The organism is Paenibacillus sp. IHB B 3415, from assembly GCF_000802655.2.
GTDB lineage: Bacteria > Bacillota > Bacilli > Paenibacillales > Paenibacillaceae > Paenibacillus_AQ > Paenibacillus_AQ phytohabitans.
The window spans coordinates 1-17,264 of the sequence record NZ_JUEI01000035.1; the positions used below are offsets into that span (position 1 = coordinate 1).

Below are 17,264 nucleotides of genomic sequence, written 5' to 3' on the forward strand. Positions count from 1 at the left end.
CGCCCCCGCTTTAGTAGGGCATATTAGTTACGACACAGATTACTTGTCTTTACTGTTTACGCAGATCCTCGAGCACACGCTCCAGAATGACAGCAGCCTGGGCGCGTGTCAGGGTACCTTTCGGGTTGAAGGTGTTGTTACCCACTCCCTGTAGGTAGCCTTTGCTTACTGCATAAGCGATTGCGTTCTTGGCGTTAGCTGAGATAGAACCTGCATCCTTAAAGGTCAGCGCAGAGGAAGTGACATCGGCACCGAGTGCCTCAGCCAGAATTACCGCTGCTTCTTCGCGGGTCAGGACATCGCGGGAGCCGCTTTCCTTGATGTGTGTTGTCCAGGTGTCACCTTTGCCGAGCAAACGGTCGAACAGGGTCAACAGTTCGGCCTGATTCAGGCTGTCAGCAGGCTTGAAGCTGGCGGTAGTTCCTTTACCGGCTACGATACCGTGAGCGGCAAGAACTTCGACGGCATCCTTGGCCCAGTGTGTGCCGATATCGGAGAAGCTGGTATTACGGGCGGCAGCAGTGTAGGTGCCGTCACCGGTAATGCTGAACTGCAGCAGGCCGTCTGCCGGAATGGTGCCGGGCTGCAGATAACTCCATGAGTTTTCAGCAGATTCTTTATAAGCCCCTGTCTTGCGGACATCCTTCAAGTCGTCAGGGTTCAGGGCAAGCTGTACAAATACAGGCTTGCTTGTGGTCCAGCCGTTCTTGAGGGTCAGTGAGGAGGAGCCGATATCAATACTTCCGGTACTGCCGCTTAGCGGAGCGGTATCCGCTTCCTCATGCAGACCGAGTGTGACGGTTAGGCCACTGGCGGTAATGAAGTCCGGAAGTGTGCCAGCCGGAATGGTTAGGGAGAATCCCTTGCCGTTCAGACTGAGTGCACTTGCGGAACTCTTCAGCTTGTCCGCCTGGGCAGATGTGAGCACAATGCTTACTTGTCCGTATTTGGAAAAGTCTACATCAGTGATGCTCAGTACGACATTGTTATTCACGGCACTCTTCAATGCCGCATCCAGAATAGAGTCGGAAACAGCCAGGCTCGCTGTAGGCTTACCACCTGCAGGATCAGCTGTTACAGTAAGCTGTCCGGAAGCCGCAGTAGTGCCTGAAGCCGGAGGTGTTGTAGCAGCAGGTCCTGATGAGCCGGGATTGCTAGGTGTTACAGGTTCGACAGGAGCAGTGACTACTACGCTTACAGTCGACAGGCCTGCCGGTACTGTAGCCGAGTAGCTGTCACTCCAGATCAGAGCATCCGAGACCTTGAAGGTATAAGTTCCGGCGGCTGTTGGTGTGAAAGTAAACTGTCCAAGTGAACCGTCGCCATTACCAAGGTATGCTCCATCCTTTACGTGAACGCCATATTGCAGCACGTCCTGTCCGTTCTCAAGATGAATAAGGTCAGTGAATACAGGCAACTGCTCGCCCGGGAAGTTCTCTTCTTGATAGGTGGCTAACTGTACGCTTGGCACTACAGTTGGTTGCTTCAAGGTGTCGTTGTACCAAAGATTGAAGGTAGCGCCATAAATACCATATACATTGTCGGTAACCGTAAAGCCAATATCTACGGTAACCGGCTGACCGACGACGGCTTGTGTTGTAGATATGGCAGGTGTTACCTTAGTGCTGCCCGCATCAGTACTATAACGTAGCAGCTGTGCATAATCTTCGTCTGCCGTGCCGTTGCCGGCTACGTCATAGACGTAGATATAGTATTGGTTCAGTCCCTCGGCTACTGGAGCCTCAATTTCAAAATATCCGGTCGGATCAATATGTCCGTTAGCCTGCAGTACCTCGCCGTCAGGGCTCTCGAAGACTGCGGAAGTTCCGAATAAATTATTGGGATCTTCACCCTCGGCAACAAGTTCAAGCAGCAGGTCCTCAGCGATATATCCGCTAATTGTTGCACTTCTTGGCTCATCAGCGTTATCCCGTGTATGTTCGGTTACAGTCAGACCGGTAACAAGCGGTGCAGTTGTATCCACAAAGATAAAGATGGCCTGCTCGTCCAGACTGGTTGTGCCGTCGATAACCGGTGTGATCGAATAGATTCCATCAGGGAGCTTGACCGAACTCTTGGTATTCTGGTCGATAACCGACCCATCCCAATGCAGTGTTTCATACAATCCGCGATAATATTTCTCCCCAGTGGCGTATACGTCACCGACGACGGTTCCTGTGTAAGCATTAGCGACTTCGATATGCAAGCTTTCTACAGGTTCGTTGACGGAGAAGGAGAAGTCTGTCTCATCCAGAAAGCCGTCACCATTTGGCGAGATAATATCTTCGCCAATATAGAGTGCAGTAACGGTATCCGGCTTGTATTTGTCACCTACCACTACACCCAAAGGAAGGGTTAGTATTTCAGGTGTGCCCTCGGCATCTTCTTCCGTAAGTGTTAGCAGAGCCTCATAAACTCCAGGAGCGGCATTGGCACCGATAGTTAACGAGACAGGGAAATTTTGTTCGCCGCTGACAGAGAGGCCGTCCAAGCCAGGAACATCAATACCCGCATGTCCTGTGAGCCAATTAACCTTGACGTTGAAGGTCTTTGGTGAGCCGGAAAGGGTATCCACATAGACAGTCTTCGTCACAGTACCTGCCGATTGAAGTCCAAAGGACAGGGAGCCTGTATCATATTCGACTTTGTCTATGTCCGGGCGGCCTGTATCCAGAATCTCAGAGATTCTGGCAATGGAATCAGCATCAACCACCTTAGACAAATCGATAAGTCCCGCGCCTTGCTCGTATATACTGTAATATTTGCCTGCACGATCCTTAAGAGGAGTTGCGCTGTTAGTTAAGAGAACCTTAACCTGATCCGGCGTCAAATCCTCTTTCCAGTCCAGGAGAAGGGCGGCAGCCCCGGCCACATGCGGGCTTGCCATACTGGTGCCGTTGAACTTGGCGTATCCGGTTGAGCTTTCCCAGTCCGGAACCGAAGAATTCACCCCTACGCCAGGAGCCAGGACATCCGGTTTAATATTGAGTTCAGGGAGTGCAGGACCACGCGAACTGAAGCCGGCCAGCCAGTTGTTGGTATCCCAAGTGATTTTGAAATCAACGGTATTACGCTTCGCTTCAAGCTCTTTTTTAATTAAAGCTCCGTCGGCTTTGGTGATGCCGTAGGTTGGAGCGCCATGAGAATCAATAGCCATATTCAATTCGCCTTCAGCGTTATTGGCGATCAGCAGGCCTATGGCGCCAGCTGCTTTTGCGTTAGCGGATTTTAATACAAAAGTAATGCCGCCGCCGCGGTCAACGAGAGCTATTTTCCCTTGGACACCAGCCTTGGTATAATCCTCTACCGTACCCCCCAGTCCGGCATAGACAATTTCTTTGCCGACGGCTGTATCAGGAAGGGGTTCAGATTCCGCTGCCAAAAGGCCATAGATATTATCCACTGCACCAACTTTAAATATATTAGCGAAGGCTGGAGTTGTAGTAGCACCTACAGAGATTGTCCGATGTGCACCTCCAGGCGTGCCTACAGTTTCCGCGTTCGGCCCGGCGTTGCCCGCTGCAAGTACGACTGTAACGCCTGCCTTGGCAGCATTATCCACGGCAATGGCATCCGGCGAATACTGCTGGTTCACATCAGAACCAAGCGACAGGTTAATGACGTCGACTCCTTTTTCCACCGCCAATTCGATACCTTTGATAACATCGGCTGTTGTTCCTGAGCCGTAAGGTCCAAGAACACGGTATGCATAGATATCCGCATCCGGAGCAACACTGTGGATTATACCGGAGACATGAGAACCATGTGCAGTTTCATAAGGGTTTCCGTCTTTGGGGAGCATGCCCTCTTTGGGAGCAGTTTCCCAAGGTTCATCGTCCTTATCAACGACGTCATATCCGCCTTTATATACTTTTTCACCATTACGTTGAAGATAAGGATGATCGAAATCAATACCTGTATCAACAACAGCTACCTTGATACCATCGCCAGTGGCGCCCTTGCTATATAAAGCATCTGCATGAAAGATATCCCCGTTGCCCACTGTCTCTTGCGCTGATCCGCCTGAACTTGGAGGCGATTCAAGATCGGTTTCTGTTTCCAGAGCATGAACAGTCTGGTTAGGGAATACAGCCTTTACGCCCGGCAGCGCAAGCAGCTTGTCTACCTGGTTGCCTGGAAGCGTTACTTCATAACCGTTAAAGACCTCGGTGTATTCATTGCCTGTCACTGCGCCGATAAGGGCGGCAGCCGACTTGAAGTTGCTGTGCTCAGCCCGCAGAATGTTGTGCTGCAGCGAAGGAGCGGCACTTTTTTGAGTCTGGTTCGCAGCAACTTTAATAGGGTCGTTCTGTAATTGCACAATGAAGGTGACAGGTGCTGAAGAAGTGCTTGTACCGGCATAATTCTGCGGCTTTACAGTTGAAGGTTTGTAATTCTGGATGAACTGCTTTAAAGTTTCCGAGGATAAGTCCAGCTTAGAATTAAGAGAAACGGGGCCTTGAAGGTCCGGTGCTGCAGGTAAGAAAGTGTCCGTATTGGCATAAGAGGCGGAAGGAAAGAGTAGAGAGATGGCTAAGCTTGTACTTGCTGCACCTATGCCTAGTTTTCGAATGGAGCGTTTGAACATTTAATATCCTCCCCAGTAGTATTTAGTTTTAATTTCTGCAACCGGTTAAATCCGTTCTTCCCCTCCTAAGTTTCATATTGGGTATGAGACAAAATAAATTGTGAAAATTACATTTATTTTACAGTCAATTTACAGATTGGAATATACTACTTTAGTACCATATTACGGTAATGTGCTGAATAAATTGTCGAAATCCGATTAATATACTGGGCTATTGAAATAAAAGCATAAAAATGGCGTTGCCAAGACAACATAAACATGTACAACTAAGAGCTTGAATCTCAAGAGAGCGGGGATACGGTCTTGGAAAGATATATACTGGCGTACTTTAGGGCTCCGGAAGAAGCGGAAGGGGTCTCCCGCAAGCTTCAGGCGCTGCGGGTAGAAGAAGTCTCCATTGACAGGTTCAGCAGATTTGGCGGAAGCGGGCTGCAGTCCGGAGTGAATCCGGTCACCGGCAATTTGGCAAGTATGGATTCCATGACCGCAGCCAGTGAGCATACGGGCATCCTCTCTGCATCGCATACGAGCAGCAGCGGGATGAGTCACGGCGGGGATGGCGGACCGACAGGCAGAAATATTCTGCTGACTGTAATTGTGAATTCGGCCATTTACGATCAGGCGCTGACACTCATTGAGGAAGCCGGCGGGATGATTTGATTTTCAGATAACACTACTTGGGAGGCTGATTAAAAGTGGACAGAGAAAACTCGAAAATTTTCTCCAAGACGGAAAAGTTGAAGATGCTCTATGAGGCAAAGGCAGAGGATGTTGAATTCTCAGCGGCTGAAGCGGATCACGATGATATAGAGGCAATGGATCGCTCCCGGGAGGCTGATAAAAGACAGCTGGAGGAGATTCTGAAGAAGGAATAGCGGAAACCTTCCTTATAATGTGAACTTGGCGCGAGTCTGATCAGGAGCTTTTTCCAGCTTATAATCTGGTCAGGCTATGATGTAAAATGTTCCAGAGGATGCCCCACAGAAGTGGGGTGTTTTTGTGCGCAGCCGTGTATAATGAAGAGACATGCCAAACCGGGAGGGTACTGAAGTGGATACTGTTATTTTATGGGTTGGACTGGCGTTGCTGGTTGCGCTGCTAACCTTCCTGAACCAGAAGCAAGTCTATTCTTCCAAAGTTAAAAGGGCTTACCGGGAGCTTCGGGAGCTTACCGCGAAAGTCCGCACCGGACAATCGGAGACTGCTGATCTGGAAGGCTGGGAGACTTCACTTGCCGAAATGGAGAAGCACCCTAATGAGTTCAATAAGCTGGAAAATGAGATCGGTCTGCGCCGGGCTTTCGTCCAGTATCTGGAGCGCCATTATCCCCAGGATGCCAGGCTCCCGGATCTGCAGGAAGCGGCTGCGTACCAGAAGGATAGTGTATGGGGAATTAAGATCGGGGATTACGGACCCAGGAAGTAGCGCGGAATCTGTACATATATGCAGATGGCCTCATCGGTTGATTTCTCACCAGACGCATAACCCCATTCTAAGAAAGATAGTCCCATTCTCCGCCAGCCGGGGGTGGGGCTTTCTGTATAGCTGGACCGTGATTGGCATCCGGACGGCTTCCTTGTGCAGCTGCTTCATTTACGCTGATTTTTTTAATTCATTAATATAATCCAAACTGCCCGGATATCCGTTAATATGAGTAAAGTGATGAATACAAAACCAACAAAAAAGCCGGATAAAAATTGAGATTTATAGGGAGTAGTCATAATGGAGAATCTATCAGCCCAAGTAGTTACAGATGAACTGGTTGTCAAAGCTTTGGAAAAGAATCTTGCATTGATCCGATTTGATCTGGACCGTCGGGTAGCGTATGTAAATGAGGTGTTTGCCGGTTCGATGAAATACAAGGTTGAGGACATGTATGGAATGCAGCACAAGGAGCTGTGTTTCCCTTCTTTCGTGAACAGTCCCGGCTATGAGCTATTCTGGGAGAACCTGTTTGCAGGCAGGAGCTTTCAGGATAAAATCGAACGGATGGACGCGGACGGGGAATCAGTCTGGCTCGAAGCCACGTATATGCCGGTGTTTGATGAGACGGATACGCATGTCATTGGCGTGTCGAAGGTGGCGACCAATATCACGGGCAGACAGAATAATATGAACCGTGTAGTGGAACAGATGCAGGAAATGGCTGACAGCCTGAATCAGCGTGCGGAAAAAGGAATTGAGCGCAGTCAGGATCTGCTGGTGAGTATTGATAAAATTGCCGAAGTCTCGAGCGAAAATACGGATACGCTGCTGAATTTGCAGACGCAAGCAGCGGCCATTCACGGCGTGGTGCAGACGATCCGTAATATTGCGTCACAGACCCACCTGCTTGCGCTTAATGCGGCTATTGAGGCTGCTCATGCCGGTGAGTTCGGCCGGGGATTCGACGTAGTGGCCAAAGAAGTAAGAAAGCTGTCCGCAATGGTTCAGGACCAGATCACAGAGGTTCGCGACAGTGTCCAGGCCATCACAGAGGAAGTAGGAAGAATATCTAACGGACTTAACCTGGTTCAGGAGAATGTGGGTGTGAGCCAGCAGCAGATTCAGGTAGCCCTGAATGATTTCACTTTGATTGCATCTTCCGCACAGGAACTGGACAATCAGGCGCGTGAAGTAATGAACATCGTCTGACGGTTGCTTTCTCCAAATACTGTTCCAGTTCCGCATAGAATTTCCTTTTACAGCATGTATCCCGGGCATTTACGTGGAGACATGCTTTTTTTGCTTATTGTGAGTAGAAAATGAACCTTTTGAAGCCCCCGGTTGTTATATAGGGTAGTCCAAACAAGAAAGGAGGCATGCTCAGGTGGGCAATAGGGAATTGTTCCAAACCTACAGTAAAGAGGTATACCGGACCTGCTACTATATGGTGCACGATGCTGCCGATGCTGAGGATCTATGCCAGGAGGTATTCATTACCCTTTTCCGCAGCCAGTGGCAGAACATAGATCATTTGAAGGCCTGGATTATGAAGGTCACGGTTAATACCTGCCTGAATCACTTGAAACGCAGGAACAGCCTGCAGCAGAAGCTGATGGCTAATCTGCATTTGTTCAAGGGGAGTCCGGAGCCCCCGGTAGAGAAGCTGGCGGAGCAAAAGGAAACGAAGCTGGAATGGGCCGGATATATGTCCCGTCTTCCGGTAAAGATCAGGGCTGTCCTGACACTGCGGTATATGCATGATTTCAGTATGGATGAAATTTCCGGTATGCTGGCTATTCCGCTGGGAACGGTCAAATCCAGGCAGCACAAGGGGCTGCGCCTGATGAAGAAGATTCTTGAGGAAACGGGAGTTCAGATTATAGCTAAGGAGGAAGAGCCATATGGACAGCACCGAAGCACTGCTAAAGCGTCGCTTAAATGACGATAACGAGATTCTGTATCCTGATTTTGAGGAGATGTGGGGACGGATGGAGCAGGCCGGACATGCTGGTACAGTAAGCCGAACCGATGCAGGGGCTCCCGCTCCGCGCCGTCACCGCAGCTGGCGCAAGTTCACCATCGCTGCTTCTCTCAGCGCGCTGCTGGTGGCTGTACCCGTATATGCTGCTGTGCAATATGACTGGGGCATCCTGCTCAGATATAGAGGCGGTGTACAGGCCGCGCTGGCGCAGAATCTGGGTCAGCCGCTTGGACAGACGATCACCAAGGATGGAGTAACCCTGACGCTGCATACGGCGCTCACCGATGAGAACCGGACGGTGATTCTGTACAGTCTGGATGTCGGTACAGACAGGGAAAGCGGAATGTGGAATATTCAAGGCATGTCCCTTAAGGATGCGAAGGGGAACGGCGATGAAATGGAATACAATTATCAGCAATGGGACGAGAAGAATCAACGGTATAACGGGTATTTCGAGTCGAATTGGACGCCGGATCAGGAGACGGTCAAGGTGAGCCTGACAGCAGAGCGAATCGAGTCGTATTCACAGCAGGAGGTCGATCTGAACCTGGATACCGATTCACCGCAGCAGCAGAGCTTCCCTGTGAACCGGGATGGACTGGAATCCTTCAGTGTTCAGCCCTTTAAGGAGGGGAATGAACGTCTGATGCTGTCCACGGCGGCAGTCTTTAATAATTCGGAAGCGAAGGACTTAGCTTTCCCGCAAATCATAGCCTATAGAGATGGAGAGCTTGTCAGGAATTCTCAATCAGGTGCTTTTGGCAAGCCGGGAGACAACGGGGAATACACCTCGCTTCAGTATTATAAGCCGGATGACGTCCCCAAGGCTGATACAGTGTATAAGCTCAGCTACACCAAGCTGGAACGCAATATAGACGGTCCTTGGACGTTTGATCTGGAACTGAGCAAGAAGAAGATGGCAGACGCCACAATCAAGACGGCGCTGGATCTGCCGCTGGAAGCGGGAGACACGGATAACAGGATTGAGCAAATGGTAGTCACGCCTACACAAATTCGTGTGTCCGTCCGGAGCAAAGCTAAATTCGCTGAATTGCCGTATGTTAATTATACACTCGAGGTGGACGGCCGGAAGCTGGAGGGCGGAGCATGGCATTCGACAACCGGGGACAGGGAGCTGACAACCCTGCGTTTCGAACGGCCGGCAGATCTTGAGATTACAAAGACAACGCCAATGACGCTTGTAGGGAAATATAAAGTTACCCGGCATGGGGACGATAAGACACCACTTCAATTGACCAACATCTCCAGCGAGAAGCAGACGCTGATCCGGGAAACCGGCGGTTATCCGGTACAGTGGACCTACTATATGCAGGGTGCGGATCTCTATGTGGAGATGAAGAGCGATGATCCCCATTTTGGCGGCGTGAATCAGACTCATATCGGCACAGGGAAAGACCGGATCATAGGAAAAATAGTGACAGTGAACTTCCGGGGAGAAGGAAAGAACCACAGCATTGATGTGTATAAGGACTTCAAAGGAACAGAAGCTTCTATATACATGTTCTTCTACTCCACCAACGAGCCGGACAAAGAGACGCGGGTGCAAATGCAGCCTTAAAAGGCAGTCCAAACCTGAAAAGGGGCGGACGCCTTTTTTTTCTTAGGAGACACCGGGAAAATTGGGCTGAAGTATTTATTGTGCTTACATTGCGATGATCTCACGAATACGTTGCCGCGTTATGCTGGAATAACTTGTCCCAGGTGAACAAGAACAGACAACGAGGAGCGTGGCAGGCAGTGAGTAAGCAGCATCCGCTTTTAAAGAGAGTATTAACCGGGATATTGGCAATGTCGGTGTTGATCCCGTTCATTCCACCCTCCTTCTCATCATCAACGGTGTATGGGGATGCGGCGGAGCCTAGCGGTGTCGTTATGCTGGAGGATTTTGAACAGGTGAGCCTGGCAGACTTGACGTTTGACAGTGCGCGCATCTACAGCGGCAATATGGCGCTTGAAAGTGATCCGAAATACGTCCGTGACGGGGCAAAATCCTTGCGGATTGATTATGACTTTATCGGCATAACCGATAATCCCTCCCAGGTTGCAGTGGGGCCTGCAACGCAGTTAGCCTTAACAGGCAGAACGCCCCACAAAATCGGCATGTGGATTTACGCCAATAACGAAGGGCATGGTCTAACCTCCAAGTTCTATATTTCAGCCACCGGGAAGTCCAAGACGTATGAAATGAGGAGCGAAGAGACAGGGATAGACTGGAGCGGCTGGAAGTATGTTGAGGCCGAAATAGGAAGTGATCTGACGCTGCCCGGTACCGTGGCGTTCTACTTCCAGATGAAAGAACGGCAAATGAGCAAAAAGAACAAAGGCTCGATTTGGATCGACGATGTCAGACTTATTTATGATGAGCCAACGGATGAGGATATGGATGTTCCCGTGCTGGCTCCGGTTTCACCCGCACCAGATCAAACCTTGACTGCTCCCGTATCCGATATCATCCTGTCGGCGGATGATGCGAAGTCGGGTATTGATCCAGACTCGATCCAATTAACTGTGGATGGCCAGTCCGTTGCACCGGCCGCTTACGCTTACGATCTGGACACTAAGGCAATTACTTATCACCCGGAGGTGCCGCTGGATGGCGGTTATCATCAAGTGGTTGCCGAAGTGAAGGATCTGGCCGGCAATCCGGCTTCAGCAGAGTATGCTTTTACTATTGAGCATGGGGCGATGCTCACCTTGGAAGGGCCGGAGGAAGCGGTCAGCAACGAGCCTTACCGGTTGAAGCTGGCGGCGAAGGGTGTCGGCGAAGCAACCAGCGTGCTGACCAAGATTAAGTTCGACCCGCACACGCTTCAGGCTGACACTGTGCATGCACGTGACGGTCTAAGCAACGTCCAGAGCACCATCGACAATATAGGCGGCTATGTTGAATTTAGCGCAGAAGGACTGCAGGGAGATTCTGCGGATGCTTTGGCCAGCATCGATTTCGCCGTGAGCCGGTCCGCAAAAATGGAACGTGGCGAGACCTACAAGCAGTTCACCATGGCGAAAGGCAGCTTTGGGTATGGCAGCGGGACTGCCGTAAGCTCTTTTGCCTCTCCGGTTAATTATAAGATTGGTTTCCCGTATGCCTTAACCGTCAAGGGATCGGGCCTGCAAACGAAGAATATCATTACCGTTACTACCCATGCGGGAGCTCCGGTTGAAGGGGCGGAGATTGATTTTACCGATGCAAGCGGCCCTCAGACCTATGTGACGGTAACAGCCGTCAATTCGAGTATATATACAAGCGCTGATCATTCGTCCGCCGTGCTGCTTACAGCAGAGAACAACGGGCAATTCTTCGCTACAGCAGGAAGCACCTCCGGATTCGTCAAGGTATATCTTCCGGATGGAACAGGGACAGGCTACATCGCCTCTGCTGATATAGAGCAGAAGAGTCTTACCGAAGGATTGGGACTGACGGACGCCAAGGGTGAAATTCATACTTCGCTGGCCAATCTCGCGATCGGCACCTGGAAAGTGCAGGCGGTCAAGGATGGCGGCACCAGTGAGAGCTTCAGCATGAACGTTGTGACCCAGTTTGGCGGAGACGATCCAAAATATGTCCAAACCTTTGTTACCGAAGATATGAGTACGATGCTGAGCGTGGGCTGGCAGACGGCCCCCAGAGTTCAAGCAACTTCGATTCAATATGTGAAGGACAGCGGCCTGGTAGACCATGGATTGGACAATGCTGAACAACAGGCGGCAGAGCAGTCTGCGCTTACTGAAGTGGAGGTCATCCATGAAGTGGAGGGCGGACCGCTTGGAGAAATTAAGTTCCACAAGTCATTGGTTACCGGCCTGGAGCCGGGTACGGCTTATCATTACCGGGTGGGCTATGAAGGTCATTGGAGTGCCTGGTACGAATACAAGACCTTGGCTGCAGCACCGGACACCCCCGTTTCTTTTGTATTCGTAACCGATTCGCATACCAAGGGAGATAACGGGCTTGAAATCTATCAGCAGCTGATCAGTGATTCCTTAACCCGTTATCCGGACACCCAGTTTATTATGCATGGCGGCGATATGGTTGACGACGGTGGAATCCTGAATGAGTGGAACCAGTTCTGGGAAGCTTCTTCAGTCTATGCCTCCTCCCTTCCTTCAGGCTACACGATGGGGAATCATGATGTTAAAGGTGCGGGCAAGGAGATTTTTGCCAAGGGACTTGATTTGCCGGAGAACGGCCCGGACGTTCAGAAGGAGTACGCCTATTCCTTCGATTCGGGTGAGGTGCATTTCATTGTGCTGAACTCTGAGGCAGACGAAGTAACCATGGCCAAGCAAGCCGAATGGCTGCGTGCGGATCTTCAGGCAAGTGATAAGAAATGGAAGATTGTGATGTTCCATAAGCCTGCTTATCATACCGAAGATGGACGCGGGAATGTAATTGAATACACGCAAACGTATTTTGCACCTGTTCTGGAGGAACTGAAAGTAGATCTGGTGCTGGAAGGCCATGACCATGTGTATGCGCGCACCTATCCGATGAATGGAGGAAAGCCGCTGCTAAACGGCGAGCGCGGGACGGTCTATCTGGACGGGGGCGCCTCCGGCTGGAAATTCTATGATGGTAAGCAGTATGAGTATCTTAATTTCATGTTTGACGAGGACGTTCCGGTGTATTCTGCCATTCAAGTCAGCCATGACAAAATCACCATCCAGGCCCGTACTACGGAAAGCGATGCATTAATAGATAATTATATTATTGAGAAAAAGGATGAGCTTACGGTGACTTCCGTGGCGGTATCGCCTACGGAGCTGACATTGCAGGCCGGGGAGGAACGCGCGACAGTTCTCACCGCTACGTATAGCGATAAGTCCACGGCAGATGTTACGAATGAAGCGATTTGGACATCTTCCAATGACAATGTGGCTACGGTAGATGCCGCAGGCGTGATTCACGCGGTAGCAGCAGGCGGTACTACAATCGAGGCACAATACGGAAACTTGCCGGCAGTCAGCATTGCTGTAACGGTTCAGGCGGAAAGCACGGTTCCTGTTCTGCTGAAACTGACAGCTGATCCAGGCACTCATAGGCTCCAAGTGGGCCAGACCGCAGCTTCTGTAATAACGGCAGTATATGATCATGCAGAGAATCTGGTGGTTACGGATCAAGTCATTTGGGTATCTTCTGACCCTGCTGTTGCTTCTGTATCGGACAAGGGGCTTATCACGGGCGTTGCGGCAGGCGAAGCAACGGTCACGGCTTCGTTCGGAGGCAAGTCCATTGCGATACCGATTGTGATTACGGAGGTTTCCGCACCGGCAGTGGTTGATTTGGAGGTGACGCCAGCTTCAGTCTCCCTGACAGAAGGTCAGACGCAAAGCCTGGCGGTCACGGCGAAATATTCTGACCTTTCTAGCGCCCTCAAGACCCTGGAAGCGAAATATGCCTCCGGCAATCCTTCGGTTGCAGCTGTGAGCGAAGCGGGTGTAGTCACAGCAGTGGGTACAGGAACGGCGATGATCACAGTTTCATACGGAGGAGTGAGCAAGGAGATTCAGGTCTCCGTAACGGCGGCTATAGGCAACAATGATGGAGGCACGGTACCTGCAGCAACTCCAAGGCCAACGTTAACGCCAACTCCGACTCCGACAGCAACGGCAACATCCACTCCAGCTGTAACACCGACACCGGCTGTAACTATGGAGCCGACGCTGCCAACCGAGACGAAGCCTGTATTCAACGACAGAGTAGATCTTGATAAGGTAAAAGCGATCATGGCAAAAGGGCAATCTGCTCCGGCTGTGACATTCCCGGATACTCCTGCAGCTCTGTGGAGTGCCGCATTCATTGAACGTGCGGCCCGGATGGGGATTATAACGGGCTATGCGGATGGTTCCTTCCGCCCTGACGCCAAAGTAACCCGCGCTGAGTTTGCAGCGATGCTGTTCAAGGCCTTTGGTCTGAGTGCTTCAGGCGGTACCGGCTTCTCGGATACGCGGGGGCATTGGGCCGCGGAAGCCATTAGTGCACTTCAAGACAACGGAGTGATCACCGGGTACGCCGATGGCTCCTTCCATCCCAAGCAGGAGATCACCCGGGCAGAGATGGTGACTATGCTGTCACGTCTGACGAATTATGTGAGCAGTATTAATGCTCCATTCTCCGACGTCACAGCGGGCTGGGCAGCAGGACCAATCAATGCCTTTGCGGGGGCAGGTATCGTAACGGGAAAAGGCAATGGACAGTTCAAGCCGGAGGAACCGGCTTCCCGCGCCGAATCGGTAGTGATGATCCTCCGCCTTATGGATAAGCTCATGGAATAATAGGCAGCATTTTGTAGCGAGTATAGGAATAAACAAGTCCAATTCCAACAGGAAGAGCAGCCCGGCCGGGGCTGCTCTTTTTATGCTGAAAGCTCCCGCATGCCATCTGGCGCGCGGATTTCGCAATAGATAAATATAAAGGGTTGGCCGTGACCCGATTACGGGATATGCGGTATACTTAATTGCACTTTGTACAACTAAAACGTCTGATTTACAAACGATTATCCGTTTAGTTGTATTACGTACAATTAAACAGCTCTATGTAGACGGGTTCTTCCCCATTGGGCAGATTTAGTTGTACAGAATACAGTTATAAGTGGCAAGCATCCCTTTTTGCTGTTTTTAATTGTACATAATACAACTATCCCTGAATTTCCATTTCAGTGCATAAGGAGAGAACAATACTTGACGATAACACGCTGCGCATGGGTGAATGAGGACCCTGTTTATATTGCCTATCATGATGAGGAATGGGGCAAGCCGCTATATGATGATCTGAAGCTGTTCGAGCTGCTGATGCTGGAGGGCATGCAGGCCGGACTGAGCTGGTATACGGTACTGAAGAAGCGGGAGAATTTCCGCGAAGCCTTCGACGGTTTTGATCCGCAGAAGATTGTGCTGTACGGGGAGGACAAGATAGCCGAGCTGATGCAGAATGAGGGGATTATCCGCAACCGGCTGAAGATTAATGCGGTCATCCGCAATGCGGAGGCCTATCTGCAGATTGTCCGGGAGGAAGGCAGCTTCGGAGAATATCTCTGGAGCTTCATAGACGGAACGCCGGTGGTGAATCAATGGAAGAGCAGAGCGGAAGTTCCCGCTACCACTCCGCAGTCTGACAACATGAGCAAGGCGCTGAAGCGCAAGGGAATGAAGTTTGTCGGTTCAACCATTTGTTATGCATTCATGCAGTCCTCTGGGATGGTGGACGACCATGTGCTGGATTGCTTTTGCCGCAGCGGTGTGACGGATTAAGGGATCTGACCCGCAGTTTGGCGCTGCACGGGTAAGAAATGCTATACTATCCTAGATATGCTTCACACAACTAAGCCCGCGCTTTCGAATCCAGTTACGCGGAGTGATTTCAGGGAGACTGGGCTCTCATAACTAAGCTTATGCTTTCGAAGCAAGTTTTGCGAAGCAGAACCAACGGAGCATATGCTACAAAACTTTCAGGAGGATTTACTAACATGCTATGGCACGAACTGACGGTACATACAACGGAGGAAGCACAGGAGATGATATCCAATCTGCTGTATGAGGCCGGTGCGGGCGGAGTTTCCATTGAGGAATCCGGAACGCTGAATAAAATACGGGATACCCGTTATGGTGAATTATACGATGAGCCGCTGAATGACATCCCCGAGGGGGAAGCGGTAATTAAGGGCTATTATGCCGAAACGGCGGCAATGGACGAGATTGTGGCGGAGGTAACGCCAAGGGTGGAAGAGCTGAGAGGGTTCGGGATCGATCCCGGCAAAGCGCTGATCTCCTGGAAGACGGTGGATGAGGATGAATGGGCCCATGCCTGGAAGCAGTACTTTAAGCCGCTGCGCGTCTCGGAACGGCTGACCATTAAGCCTACATGGGAAGAATATACCCCGGCCTCCCCGGACGAAAAGATTATCGAGCTCGACCCCGGCATGGCCTTCGGAACGGGGACGCACCCGACGACGGCGCTGTGCCTGCGCGCACTTGAGAAGCATGTTGCCAGCGGCGATGAAGTGATTGATGTCGGCACAGGCTCCGGCATTCTTGCCGTAGGTGCGGTGCTGCTGGGCGCGAAATCCGTTCTGGCCCTGGATCTGGACCCGGTGGCGGTGGAGAGCGCCCGTGAGAATGTGGCACTGAACCGGCTTGAAGCTGCCATCACGGTTAAGGAGAGCGATCTGCTCTCCCTGCTCGGCGGTGAACGGGCGGCAGATACCACAGCCGGAGATATGTGGCCTTCGGCAAGACCCGGCTATACTGCTGAACAGGCTGGACAGGAAGCAGTTCCTTCCGCTGCACCGGCTGCCGACGGACTGGGCGTTACCCTGCCGGTGCGGGTTGTCGTAGCGAATATTTTGGCCGAGATCATTGTGCTGTTCACGGATGATGTGTACCGTGCACTTCAGCCGGAAGGAATCTACATCACCTCCGGTATTTACAAGGATAAGGAAGGACTTGTGGCGGAAGCGCTGAAGTCTTCCGGTTTCGAGATTATAGAAGTAACCCGTGAAGAAGATTGGGTGGCGTTCACAGCCGGAAAGAGGTAGAGATGGAATTTCTGCAAAGCTTTATACGAATGCCGCTGGAACAGCTTCCGTTCCTGCTTATTACCCTGCTGATCGCCTTTACAGTACATGAGTTTAGCCATGCTTACTTTGCGAATAAGTTCGGTGACCCGACAGCACGCCTGCTCGGCCGTATGACCCTGAACCCGGCGGTACATTTCGATTTCTTCGGAATTATCCTGCTTGTGGTCGCCGGATTCGGCTGGGCGCGGCCGGTTCCGGTCAACCGTGAAAATTTCAGCCGCCCCCGTCTGATGGGCGTTATCGTATCTGCTGTCGGTCCGATCAGCAATCTGCTGCTCGGGTTTCTCGGAGCATTGATTTATTCGGCTCTGGCGGCGACCGGAGTGCTGGAATCTATCAGCAATGACCGCGTGCTTCAGGCTATTTACTGGTTCTTCGGCATTTTCATTCAACTTAATTTCTTCCTGTTCCTGTTCAACCTGATTCCCCTGCCGCCGCTGGATGGTTACCGGATCGTGGAGGATCTGGCTCCTCGTCCGATCCGCGGAAGACTGCAACAGTATGAGCAGTGGGCAGTCTTCATCTTTTTGCTGATTCTGTTTATCCCGGGTCTGCGTGCCTACACGATTACACCGCTGGATAACTGGGCCAATCAAATGAGCGCTGGAGCCGTGAAGTTCTTTTTCGGATTATTCGGCGGCTAGAATTCAGATTGAGGGATGTTCATGCAGCT

The 17,264-nt window shown here is 51.2% G+C and carries 11 protein-coding genes; 10 read left to right on the top strand and 1 reads right to left on the bottom strand.

Going from position 1 to position 17,264, the window contains the following annotated elements; all coding sequences use genetic code 11:
- Positions 1 to 49 precede the first annotated feature (49 nt).
- Complete coding sequence (locus QW71_RS41990) at positions 50 to 4,588, bottom strand: S8 family serine peptidase (RefSeq protein WP_039300774.1); 4,539 nt, start codon at positions 4,586 to 4,588, stop codon at positions 50 to 52.
- Between the two features lie 303 nt (positions 4,589 to 4,891).
- Here QW71_RS41990 and QW71_RS16885 point away from each other — a divergent pair, with 303 nt between their 5' ends.
- The 10 genes from QW71_RS16885 (at position 4,892) to QW71_RS16930 (ending at position 17,235) form a co-directional block, all read left to right on the top strand.
- Complete coding sequence (locus QW71_RS16885; RefSeq protein ID WP_039300779.1) at positions 4,892 to 5,248, top strand: hypothetical protein; 357 nt, start codon at positions 4,892 to 4,894, stop codon at positions 5,246 to 5,248.
- Positions 5,249 to 5,283: 35 nt separating this feature from the next.
- The gene (locus QW71_RS16890; RefSeq protein WP_039300782.1) at positions 5,284 to 5,463 is read left to right on the top strand and encodes a YfhD family protein; all 180 of its coding nucleotides are present in this window, start codon (positions 5,284 to 5,286) and stop codon (positions 5,461 to 5,463) included.
- Positions 5,464 to 5,638: 175 nt separating this feature from the next.
- On the top strand, positions 5,639 to 6,013 hold the full coding sequence (locus tag QW71_RS16895) for a hypothetical protein (protein WP_039300786.1): 375 nt from the start codon (positions 5,639 to 5,641) through the stop codon (positions 6,011 to 6,013).
- 297 nt (positions 6,014 to 6,310) lie between these two features.
- Positions 6,311 to 7,222, top strand: a complete 912-nt coding sequence (locus tag QW71_RS16900) for a methyl-accepting chemotaxis protein (protein ID WP_039300789.1) — start codon at positions 6,311 to 6,313, stop codon at positions 7,220 to 7,222.
- A gap of 235 nt (positions 7,223 to 7,457) precedes the next feature.
- Positions 7,458 to 7,955 (top strand): RNA polymerase sigma factor, encoded by a 498-nt coding sequence (locus QW71_RS16905; RefSeq protein WP_235441480.1) that lies wholly within the window; start codon positions 7,458 to 7,460, stop codon positions 7,953 to 7,955.
- Complete coding sequence (locus QW71_RS16910; RefSeq protein ID WP_039300795.1) at positions 7,915 to 9,573, top strand: DUF4179 domain-containing protein; 1,659 nt, start codon at positions 7,915 to 7,917, stop codon at positions 9,571 to 9,573. Before QW71_RS16905 ends, QW71_RS16910 begins: the two co-directional genes overlap by 41 nt.
- Positions 9,574 to 9,752: 179 nt before the next feature.
- Positions 9,753 to 14,291, top strand: coding sequence for an S-layer homology domain-containing protein (locus QW71_RS16915; RefSeq protein ID WP_039300798.1), 4,539 nt, complete (start codon positions 9,753 to 9,755; stop codon positions 14,289 to 14,291).
- Between the two features lie 411 nt (positions 14,292 to 14,702).
- Positions 14,703 to 15,266 (top strand): DNA-3-methyladenine glycosylase I, encoded by a 564-nt coding sequence (locus QW71_RS16920; RefSeq protein WP_373604775.1) that lies wholly within the window; start codon positions 14,703 to 14,705, stop codon positions 15,264 to 15,266.
- A gap of 215 nt (positions 15,267 to 15,481) precedes the next feature.
- Positions 15,482 to 16,549, top strand: a complete 1,068-nt coding sequence (gene prmA / locus QW71_RS16925) for a 50S ribosomal protein L11 methyltransferase (protein ID WP_039300804.1) — start codon at positions 15,482 to 15,484, stop codon at positions 16,547 to 16,549.
- Between the two features lie 2 nt (positions 16,550 to 16,551).
- A complete protein-coding gene (locus QW71_RS16930) occupies positions 16,552 to 17,235 on the top strand; it encodes a site-2 protease family protein (RefSeq protein ID WP_039300808.1) in 684 nt (227 codons plus the stop codon).
- The last annotated feature ends 29 nt before the right edge of the window (positions 17,236 to 17,264 follow it).

Excerpts from the sequence above, each read along its gene's own strand:
- QW71_RS41990 (WP_039300774.1), bottom strand. The coding sequence starts at position 4,588 with ATGTTCAAACGCTCCATTCGAAAACTAGGCATAGGTGCAGCAAGTACA.
- QW71_RS16900 (WP_039300789.1), top strand. The coding sequence starts at position 6,311 with ATGGAGAATCTATCAGCCCAAGTAGTTACAGATGAACTGGTTGTCAAA.
- QW71_RS16905 (WP_235441480.1), top strand. The coding sequence starts at position 7,458 with ATGGTGCACGATGCTGCCGATGCTGAGGATCTATGCCAGGAGGTATTC.
- QW71_RS16910 (WP_039300795.1), top strand. The coding sequence starts at position 7,915 with ATGGACAGCACCGAAGCACTGCTAAAGCGTCGCTTAAATGACGATAAC.
- prmA (WP_039300804.1), top strand. The coding sequence starts at position 15,482 with ATGCTATGGCACGAACTGACGGTACATACAACGGAGGAAGCACAGGAG.
- QW71_RS16930 (WP_039300808.1), top strand. The coding sequence starts at position 16,552 with ATGGAATTTCTGCAAAGCTTTATACGAATGCCGCTGGAACAGCTTCCG.